The following is a 9061-nucleotide window of genomic DNA, read 5'->3' as shown; positions in this document are numbered from 1 at the left end:
AACTGAAAACTCAAAAGACAACTTACATATCTGGAATGCAGTTAAGCAAACGCCTACCAATTTTCTTAAGAAAATTGAGTTTGGTTATTTAAAAGGTAAATCAGATATTAACCCTCAATGGCGATTAATGGCTATGACTCAGGCCTTTGGTCCTGTTGGTCATGGCTGGACTTATAGACATGTACGTTTATGGTCTGAAACCGCGCCAGATGGAACCATTATGGCTTTTGCTGAAGTAGCAGTAAAAACCAAGATTGATGGTGTTTGGGGTGAGGAATTTTTCGGCAACGGCGGTTCAGCAATTGTTGAAGTTCAAAAAGGCAAATTAGTAGCGATTGATGAAGGTTATAAAAAGGCCGTTACTGATGCTCTTGGTGTAGCGTTTAAGGCTATTGGTGTGGCAGCTGATGTTTACCTCGGTAATTTTGATGGTAGTAAATATCTATACAACTATGACTATGCTTATCAAGAGCAAAATGCCTCTACCCCAGCAGGTCAAAATACAAATCAGAATAACCAGACAACCGCTCAGGGTGGTAACCAGAAGCCACCTCGTACTCAGGATCAACTATATCAAGATGCTTTGAAAGCAATTAAAGATGCTCCAGACACTAACATCTTAAATGCTGCAATTAAGAAGTTTAAAGGCACTACTTATGAGGCGGGTATCAATAGAGCTTGCCAAGCACGTGCTGATCAGATGGGTTGGGCCCCTAAAAACAATCCTCAGCAAGTTCAGCAACAACAGTCGTTACATCACTAAAAGGAGAGCTTTTCATGTCTAACTTAATAACTGCAGCTGAAGCATTTGCAGCTCTTCAAAAAGGTAAAACTGTACTTTGTCGTCCTATTGGAGACATGTTGGACTTTTCTGATTTAGATCAATTCCCCGCTTCTGTGTTTGGTAAACCAGGTTTTGAATTCTGCATCAAAATCGAAACTATTGAACTGGCTGGCATTACATTCACAAAGCCATTAACTATTGATGAGTATGAAGACGGTCAGGAAGTTTTTGTAATCAGTACATATTCACCTACGGTCTATGTTTTAGATTTCAAAACTAACTCATTAATTGATTCTATTAACAGTGGCTTCGTTCAACGTGATGCAGAAAACGCCAAGCTTCAATTAAAAGCACTATCTAAAGCGTTAGGTTTTGAAGTTAGTGACGATTTAAGTGTTATTCGCCTAGGTGAGGAACCAAAAAAACAGCGTGGTAAAAAATCAAAAGCTGAGACACCAGCTAAAGTAATACCTTCTGAAGTTTTTCCTACCAATAATAAGTCAACGATTGTTATTACAGAACAAACTAATGTCACAGCTTCCGAGGATCTATTAACTCCAGTATCTAATGAACTTGAATCAGATCCAGAATATCAGAAGACATTAGATACCCTTCTCCAGCGTGTTAAAGAGTCAAAAACACCAGCTGAGGTAAATGCTGTTTATCGATACACCCGTACATGGTCAGATAAACAAATGGAGCCTTTGCTCAAAGCTACTCACAAACGTTTGACTGAGCTTGCAGATGAAAAGCCTGTAGAGAGTGAACCACCTTCATTAATGGTCCAGATCCAAACTGCACCGGACCTTACTACGTTAGATGCTTTGGAAATAGATGTTGCCGCACGAGATCCACAGATTCAATCACGACTCATGGATTTTGTTAAGAAACGCCGCTTTGAGTTAGAAAATGCAGCATCAAACGAACCTGATTATTTACTGGAGGAACCTTTCTAATGTCAAAACAAACTACTCCAGAGTTTCTTTTCGAGCCAAAGCTGCTACCAATGCAGCTTTTCGAGAAGTTCATTGTGTTCAACGTAAATGCCGGGTATCGCGGGAAAGGCACACCGCACGGCGTGAACTTAATTAAAGGTAATAAAGGCACCCTTTCAGTAAGCAACGAAGGTGTGATGAACAAAGCAGCTCAAGAGCGATACAAACTAATGCTTTTGAAATATTTCAAAGAAGGTCGCTCTGCAATGGATGAGCTGGACCATGAAGTTAAACGTATTTATAGAATGGTGGCGTGAATGCTAAAAGATTTGAGAAATCTTTCTGAAAAAGAACAGCAAGAATATTTGGATCGTTTCATTATGGCTAATGAAGAGCAAAAATTCCCCCAAGAAGTTGTGGCTCTTTATTTAGATTGCTCACCATGGACATTAGCTAGAATGCGTTGTGATCAATCATCACTGCCTTTTTCGAAAATTGGAAGACGTGTTTCATATAAAAAGAAGGACGTTTTGAAGTATGAGCAAAGCAAGACTGTGCTTAATACAGCACAACTTGCAACAGTTTAAGGCGGTTAAACCGCCTTTATTTCTTTTAATCTTTCTGCCCAAACAGATTGGTAATTAAAGCAATCAATCTTGCCTTGATACACCGCTTCAATCATGTTCATTGAAGCTCTTAATTCCTCATCTGGAATTTGAACATATCCACCTGTGACATCAATTCTTGGTTTAGCCGTGTGATTAAGAAGTCTTTTTGTCACATAAATATTAAATCTTAAAAGGTTGCATATAGTGGCAAATGTACGACGGAAATCATGCATTGAAACGTAATAGTCAACTTCCTTACCCACTCTATTCAATAATGTATCTACCTTAGTTGCATGCATATTCCACGAAGTAGGCATTTTAGTAGCTGGGAAAACCCAATCGTTTTCTCTTAATAACCAACGTTCACGCAAAATACTGTGTAGATGATCACCAATAGGAAAAGTATGATCTGAACCATTTTTGGTATCTCTAAAAGTTAAGGTACCATTTTTAATATCTACATCAGACCACTTTAGACAACATGCCTCCTGTTTACGGCATCCCGTATACATGCACATCAATACGATATCCCGATGCGTGTTTGACCTAGCAGTATTTTCCAGATTTAACTCATCTTCATAATGAAGCACTGCATTGTAATATTTGTGAATGATGTCTTTATGGAGATGTCTATCCCTACTTGCTATTTTATTCCAACCTCTTGTTACGGAAATAATGTCAACTGGATTACTTTTAAGAATCGGGTTCTCATCTGTTGAATAAAGAACATGAATATACTTCCATAAGGTACCTAAAAGAGATACAGCACCATTTGCTGACGACTCACTTACTTCTGATACCTCAATAAATCGATCCAGTACTTCTTGCTTAGATATCTGGAAAAGCTTTTTGTTGCCCCACCCCAAATATAAATCAAAGTACTTACGGTACTGCCTAATTGTTTTTGGCCTAAAGTCATTTCTATCAATATAAATTTGAAGAGCTTCATTCACTGTAATATCTAAAGGATTAGCAACATTCTTTAATTTGATAGGCTTTTCATATTCATTGTTTGAAATTTTCGCCAGAATCATCTGAGCTTTTGCTCGAGCATTTGTTGCAGGAATATCGGTAGTTTTACCAATTGTCACTCGATAGAGTTCACCTTCATGCCTCCTTTCAACAATATAGGTTTTACTTTTATTAGTTACCCGAACAGCAAAACCGATCAGTTCTGCATCTCTATATATTTTTTGACCTTTTTCAGTTAATGGAATAGCATCAACAGTAGATTTGTTGAGTTTCATGTCTTAAACCTGTTTTAGCGAAATTTGATTTAACCATGTTTCTCAACAGTCTACAAATAGTCTACAAGCTTTTTCAGTTAACAATAAAATACGTCATTTTTTGATTATAAATTATTGTTTTCATTTACTTTAATAAAAATACAAAAACCACAGGTATATTATAAAAAAAGTAGAATCCACCGAGTCTGGTTTGAATTGTAAGTGATGGGAGCAACTGATAAACCTTATATCTTCAATAAGTTAGAATTTCAGATAATTGTATGTATATCTACATTAGCCTTACTCGCAACTCAACAATCTACACACAACCTCAAAAGGATGCATCATCAATTGCATATTAAGTAAGAATACACATCAATTTACTGACCGGCGCAATTCTATCATCTAGATAAAAAACTAATAGCTTTATTGCTTTTTAAAATACAAAGCATAAAGCTATCACTATCAATCTTTAATCAAATTTTAATCTCACTTCTTCAATTTTTAGGTCTAGATAATCAATTTATTAAAAGGCTTTTATGTGAAAAGTTTGGCTATAGATAATTAAACAATGGGTAACTTTATTTAAAAGTAGATATACTTCACGCCAAAGTTTGTTCGATACTTCTCAACATGCCTAACACCCCTAGCTTTTGGCGCAGTCTTTTCCGTCTCGTACATATTTACGCTGGTATTTTTATTGCCCCATTTATATTTATTGCGGCATTTACAGGTCTTCTATATGCAGTTACTCCTCAGATAGAACAATCTATCTATAAAGATGCACTATATGTTCAGCCTTTAAATAAAGATATGCACCCACTAAGCCAACAGGTTGAAGCAGCAAAAAAAGCGATGCCCGAATCTGCACAAATTACAGAAGTTAGGCCGGCACCAAGTTCCATACAAACAACACGAGTTATTTTTTCTGATAAAGCTCATCATTTATATAATGAAGCTATTTTTGTAGACCCTTATACCCTTTCTATCAAAGGTCAGCTTGCTGTATATGGAACCAGTGGAGTATTACCATTTCGCACATTCTTAGATCAATTGCATAGTAATTTATTACTTGGAAAATGGGGACGTTTTTATAGTGAACTTGCAGCAAGTTGGCTCGGCATTTTGACTCTGACCGGACTATACAGTTGGTGGAAACGTCGTCAAAACTTCAAAATTAGACAAACGCGGAAAAACTATTTATTAAAGTGGCATAGTTCTATTGGCTTGACCTTATTACCACTTTTATTGTTCATTGCGATTACGGGCCTTACATGGTCCCAGTGGGCCGGTGATAATATTCGTATTGCTCGTCAATGGCTAAATTGGCAAACGCCAACATTAGCCACAACTTTAAATAATGCCCCATTACCAAAAATGTCTCATGATGAGCATAAAGAACATCATGGTATGGTCATGGAAACTTCGGATTTAGAGATCATGCCAACCGAATTCGATTCTGTATTAGCAATTGCTAGAGCAAATGGAATTCATTCAGCCCAAATACAAATAAAACCACCAGTTGATGCAAATCAGGCTTGGACTGTTACTGAACTACAGCGCAAATGGCCAACACAGGCAGACAGTGTGGCTATTGATTTACATCAACAAAAAGTCATCGATAAATTAGCTTTCAAAGATTATTCATTATTTGCAAAGCTTACACGCTGGGGAGTCGATGCTCATATTGGCGTGTTATTCGGTTGGGTCAATCAGCTTATACTGGCTTTATATGCACTTGGACTATGCGCCATGATTATTTATGCATATAAAGCTTGGTTTAAAACATCTAATTTAAAACTTACGACTAGCCATTTTGTTAGCCAAACTTTGTTGGTCTGGAAGCGTGCAAGCAAGCAACAAAAAATAATCACAGCACTTACACTTATTATTTTAGGAATTAGCTTGCCCATTTTCGGATTTAGCATATTGATCACACTGTTTATATTGCTAATACGAAAACAAAGCTCTCTAAAAACCAACTAAAAACCTATGATACTTGCCAACTCACCTTCTTAATTAAATAAATAGTGAGTTGGCAAATAATTAATAAGTCACTGTAACAACTATGCTATCTGAATAGTTACCAGGCGTACTTGAAATAGCGGTTCCTTGCGGAATTTTTCCATATACATTTGAAATTTGACTAGTGCCAGATCCCGTCTTTGATACTCCTCCAGAACCACCCACAGCAGTTATACCACCTGTAGTATCCCATACTGTGCTATAAGCAGTATCTTTGTATAACTGATAAGGAATGTATTGACTACTTCCATTGGTCATACGTCTAAATCCACCGCTTATACGATTATTGCCGTCCCCCAAGTAAATGCTATAAGGTGTTCCATTGTTGCAAGTTGCATTAATCGCACCTTGAGCCGTGTAGTCACGACTTGTTGTACCAATATCACCAATATTGCCAAAATCGACATTTGATGTGGAATCTAACTGACAGAAACTTGGTACTACATAGTTAGCTGTAATCGTCATATTACCCGAGTCCCAGCCACCGCCACTATCACCCTCACATACACTGCTTGAATTTGCTTACATGTCCCAAAATACTTGAACGGAGCCAATATAAGTCCCTACCGGATAGGCTGTTAAAGAGCCCGATCTTGCTGGAACTTTAATACTTACTGAGTAACTAATAATATTATTTGGTGCCACCGTAGTCACAGGACCATACCAAAAGTTTGAAGTTTGATTTGCAGTAGAAGAACCTGCTCCGCCTACAGTTGCAATAACCGTATAAGGTAATGAAACATTACTATTTGAAGTAGTTGCTCCAGTAAATACTGTCTTCATGCACATATATCTTGATATTTGAGCAGTACTCCCAACATTCGTACACCGAATAGTTCCAGTATAAGTAATGGTAGCGTCACTATTAATCGTTGCTGCTGTATAATTATAAGTACTATTTGTGGTTCCAGTTACCGTACAGCCAGCATGTGCTGAACTAAAAAAAGCATAAAGCACAAATAACAGTAAACTAGCTAAAACATACTTTAAAGTAGATGAAATTTTTTTGGCTAGCATGTAGGAACTATGACTTACAATACTTATTGACATACATAAGGCCCCAATTTTTTAGCACTGTATTGCTTACTTTCATAAGTGAAATTAATTTGACAAGTACCATGATCGAGAAGATCTACTTCAAGTTTGTTTTGTCTTAATAAGTTTGGAACGAATACTTCACCATCGTAGCCCACTACAGCATCTTGCTGTCCATTAATTCGAACGCTATAGCCTGGTAATAATGGCGTGTTGTTTTTATCAACTATTCTCACCAAGCCTGAAATAACCCGATGTGCACCAAAGTCAACCAAGGTTCCTTGACGATAGCCCACAAGTGCGGTCTGATTGGTAGTCGTCACATCCCATTCCAATGGTAAATAAGATGGATCTAGATAAATATTATGAGATTGATACGGTCTTAAATTCGCAATTAAGAATCTTCCAGACTTATCAGTCTCTCCTAAATTTACTCCACCATTTATAATCTGGCTTTGCGGTCCGGCATTGGTAACAACAGCATAACCATCCCCTATTTCATTGGCCGCAAATATACGTCCTGCCGCCGCAACCAACGATCCGGTCGCTGAAAGTGCAACCTGGTCATTATCCCCAATTCGGTTATAACGACCTGTCAGGTACGCAGCCCTTGCTCGGTACGAACCATAGATCGATGCATTGTTAGTATGCGCATCCTGATCTCGCTCTACATATCCACCCCATCCAAATGAGCCAATGTGTGGATCACTAAATCCATTTACTTCTTGTCTATACGTTGTTTTACCACTGTCATTAGAAAAACTTGTTATTGCATTAACTTTTATAGATGGCGTATAGCGCAGCGCAAAGTAAATGCCATAGTCCTTATGGTTTTCATAATCCTTATAAGCTGAACTATAAAAACCCCAGTTCTTGTTTAAACTTCCGCTTAAGTTCGCAGACAGTAACTTATACGAGTTATCACTGTACTTGATCTGGTTATAACCGACATAAACACCATAGCCTGCATAAAAGTTATAGTTAATCCCTGCCCTAATAATCTCATCTGCCAGCGCGCTATAGCTAAGATAGTTCTGTGGCTCACCACTAATCTGGTTATCTTTTAAATACCGGATTTGAGACACACGGGCCAGATCAAAGTAGTTATCAAATACTTTGCGGTAACTGGTGTTAAATGAAATGTTCTTGCTAATACGCCCCTCTAAACCAACCAGAGCCGAATAGCCGTTTTCATCCTTATACTGACTGGCGGCAATGTCGGCATTAATCACCCCCACACCAAACAAATTCTTGGCGAAACCTGTGCCGAGATTCGTCAAACCATCTGTTGAGGCTTCCACACCCCCACTTAAGGTTAGTGAATTGCTATAACCATAACGAATTGCACCAGAGGCAAAAGTGACATCATCATAATCGTTTGAGTACAGCCCATAGTTGTAGCGTGGAACCCCAACATCTACTGAAAACTCATTTATGCTTTTTGCCAGAATCTTCGATGAAAAGTAGTAAGGTTTTTTAGTAATGATTTGCTGACCTGTGGCATCAGTCGTTACCAATGTGACTTCATTTCCGGAAATAAACGGCAGCTGCTTAATGTCAAACGGGCCTGACGGAACAAGTCCTGAATAAATCTTTTGCTGGTTAACGTATAAGTCCAGTGTTGAAGGCAGTGCTGCCGAACCGGAAAATTGCGGCAACGCCGAGGTAACAATATCACCACGCTGGGTATAGGCACTCGACCACTGGAAACCGGCAAGACGAACACTACTGCCCCAGTCCGAGCTGTTAGAAATAAAGTCACCTAGGGTATATATCCTGACTTTTTCAGGGTCTACATATTGCCATTTACTTTCCAGACGCACCCACTTCTCATGGCTATAACTGTTTTGATTACTACCGTTATATAAAACGCCTGATGAAAAATTACCGAGTGCACTATTAAAAATTCCTTCAGCTGAACCTGAGAAAATACTCTCATCATTGGTTATGGTGTGGTACAGGCTATAATTCAGGATTGCAGCATTTAAGGGTTTCATTTTCAGCAAGTTAGTGTTTGTAGTCGATTGACCATTTAAGTCAACGGAATAGTCACTCAACATGCTCGAAGGAACTTGTAAGTTCAGAGACTGCTCATTTTCCAGATATTTAAACTGGATTCCTTTAAGTTCATTAATACATACCCATTGGCTATCTGGAATATGCTCATCCATTTTTAGCCTTAAAGCTTTTAGGTCACGGGCACGAACATATAACTTTTTATCTTGATCTTGGTGTACCGATATTAAATCAGTAGATGTATTAGAATTGATCGAAATATTTAAAAATAGCTGAATATAGCCTTTATCAGAACCAGATGCCTGAAAAGCGGAGTTTGTTACTTCCGGAATATTGGGTAAAGCAGCATTGGTGTTATCTTGTAATGATTCAGCAAAAGCATGAATCGGCAAGTACATAACACATAAAGCACTTACGAGATATTTCATATGT

General features: G+C 38.0%; 7 protein-coding genes and 1 pseudogene. 5 read left to right on the top strand and 3 right to left on the bottom strand.

What is annotated here, in order from left to right:
• The 4 genes from J576_RS20250 to J576_RS17540 all read left to right on the top strand — a co-directional run.
• Nucleotides 1–763: hypothetical protein (locus J576_RS20250; RefSeq protein WP_033855708.1), on the top strand; the 763-nt coding region annotated here is incomplete at its 5' end.
• 14 nt (nucleotides 764–777) lie between these two features.
• Nucleotides 778–1740, top strand: coding sequence for a hypothetical protein (locus J576_RS17550; RefSeq protein WP_033855707.1), 963 nt, complete (start codon nucleotides 778–780; stop codon nucleotides 1738–1740).
• Nucleotides 1740–2036 carry a hypothetical protein gene (locus J576_RS17545; protein ID WP_000043827.1) on the top strand — a complete coding sequence of 99 codons (297 nt, stop codon included), beginning with the start codon at nucleotides 1740–1742 and terminating at the stop codon, nucleotides 2034–2036. Before J576_RS17550 ends, J576_RS17545 begins: the two co-directional genes overlap by 1 nt.
• The gene (locus J576_RS17540; RefSeq protein WP_002055027.1) at nucleotides 2037–2306 is read left to right on the top strand and encodes a hypothetical protein; all 270 of its coding nucleotides are present in this window, start codon (nucleotides 2037–2039) and stop codon (nucleotides 2304–2306) included.
• 5 nt (nucleotides 2307–2311) lie between these two features.
• On the opposite strand, the gene J576_RS17535 is transcribed toward J576_RS17540, so the two are convergent.
• On the bottom strand, nucleotides 2312–3574 hold the full coding sequence (locus J576_RS17535; RefSeq protein ID WP_000773629.1) for a site-specific integrase: 1263 nt from the start codon (nucleotides 3572–3574) through the stop codon (nucleotides 2312–2314).
• 612 nt (nucleotides 3575–4186) lie between these two features.
• Between J576_RS17535 and J576_RS17530 the strand changes: the two genes are divergently transcribed.
• Nucleotides 4187–5539: a PepSY-associated TM helix domain-containing protein gene (locus tag J576_RS17530; protein WP_002053048.1), complete on the top strand. Its 1353-nt coding sequence runs from the start codon at nucleotides 4187–4189 to the stop codon at nucleotides 5537–5539.
• Nucleotides 5540–5599: 60 nt separating this feature from the next.
• Here J576_RS17530 and J576_RS17525 read toward each other — a convergent pair.
• Nucleotides 5600–6628 (bottom strand): annotated as a pseudogene (locus J576_RS17525) (Csu type fimbrial protein).
• Complete coding sequence (locus J576_RS17520; protein WP_081404078.1) at nucleotides 6619–9027, bottom strand: fimbria/pilus outer membrane usher protein; 2409 nt, start codon at nucleotides 9025–9027, stop codon at nucleotides 6619–6621. The pseudogene J576_RS17525 and the gene J576_RS17520 overlap by 10 nt, the downstream one beginning before the upstream one ends.
• Nucleotides 9028–9061: the final 34 nt, after the last annotated feature.

Source organism: Acinetobacter sp. 766875 (assembly GCF_000582055.1).
In the GTDB taxonomy this organism is placed as follows: Bacteria; Pseudomonadota; Gammaproteobacteria; order Pseudomonadales; family Moraxellaceae; genus Acinetobacter; species Acinetobacter nosocomialis.
Note: the sequence above shows the minus strand (reverse complement) of the source record. Positions and strands in the feature narration are given on the sequence as shown.

What these genes read in the sequence shown, in the direction of transcription:
- J576_RS17520 (WP_081404078.1), bottom strand. Translation starts at nt 9,027, where the DNA reads ATGTACTTGCCGATTCATGCTTTTGCTGAATCATTACAAGATAACACC.
- J576_RS17540 (WP_002055027.1), top strand. Translation starts at nt 2,037, where the DNA reads ATGCTAAAAGATTTGAGAAATCTTTCTGAAAAAGAACAGCAAGAATAT.
- J576_RS17545 (WP_000043827.1), top strand. Translation starts at nt 1,740, where the DNA reads ATGTCAAAACAAACTACTCCAGAGTTTCTTTTCGAGCCAAAGCTGCTA.
- J576_RS17530 (WP_002053048.1), top strand. Translation starts at nt 4,187, where the DNA reads ATGCCTAACACCCCTAGCTTTTGGCGCAGTCTTTTCCGTCTCGTACAT.
- J576_RS17535 (WP_000773629.1), bottom strand. Translation starts at nt 3,574, where the DNA reads ATGAAACTCAACAAATCTACTGTTGATGCTATTCCATTAACTGAAAAA.
- J576_RS17550 (WP_033855707.1), top strand. Translation starts at nt 778, where the DNA reads ATGTCTAACTTAATAACTGCAGCTGAAGCATTTGCAGCTCTTCAAAAA.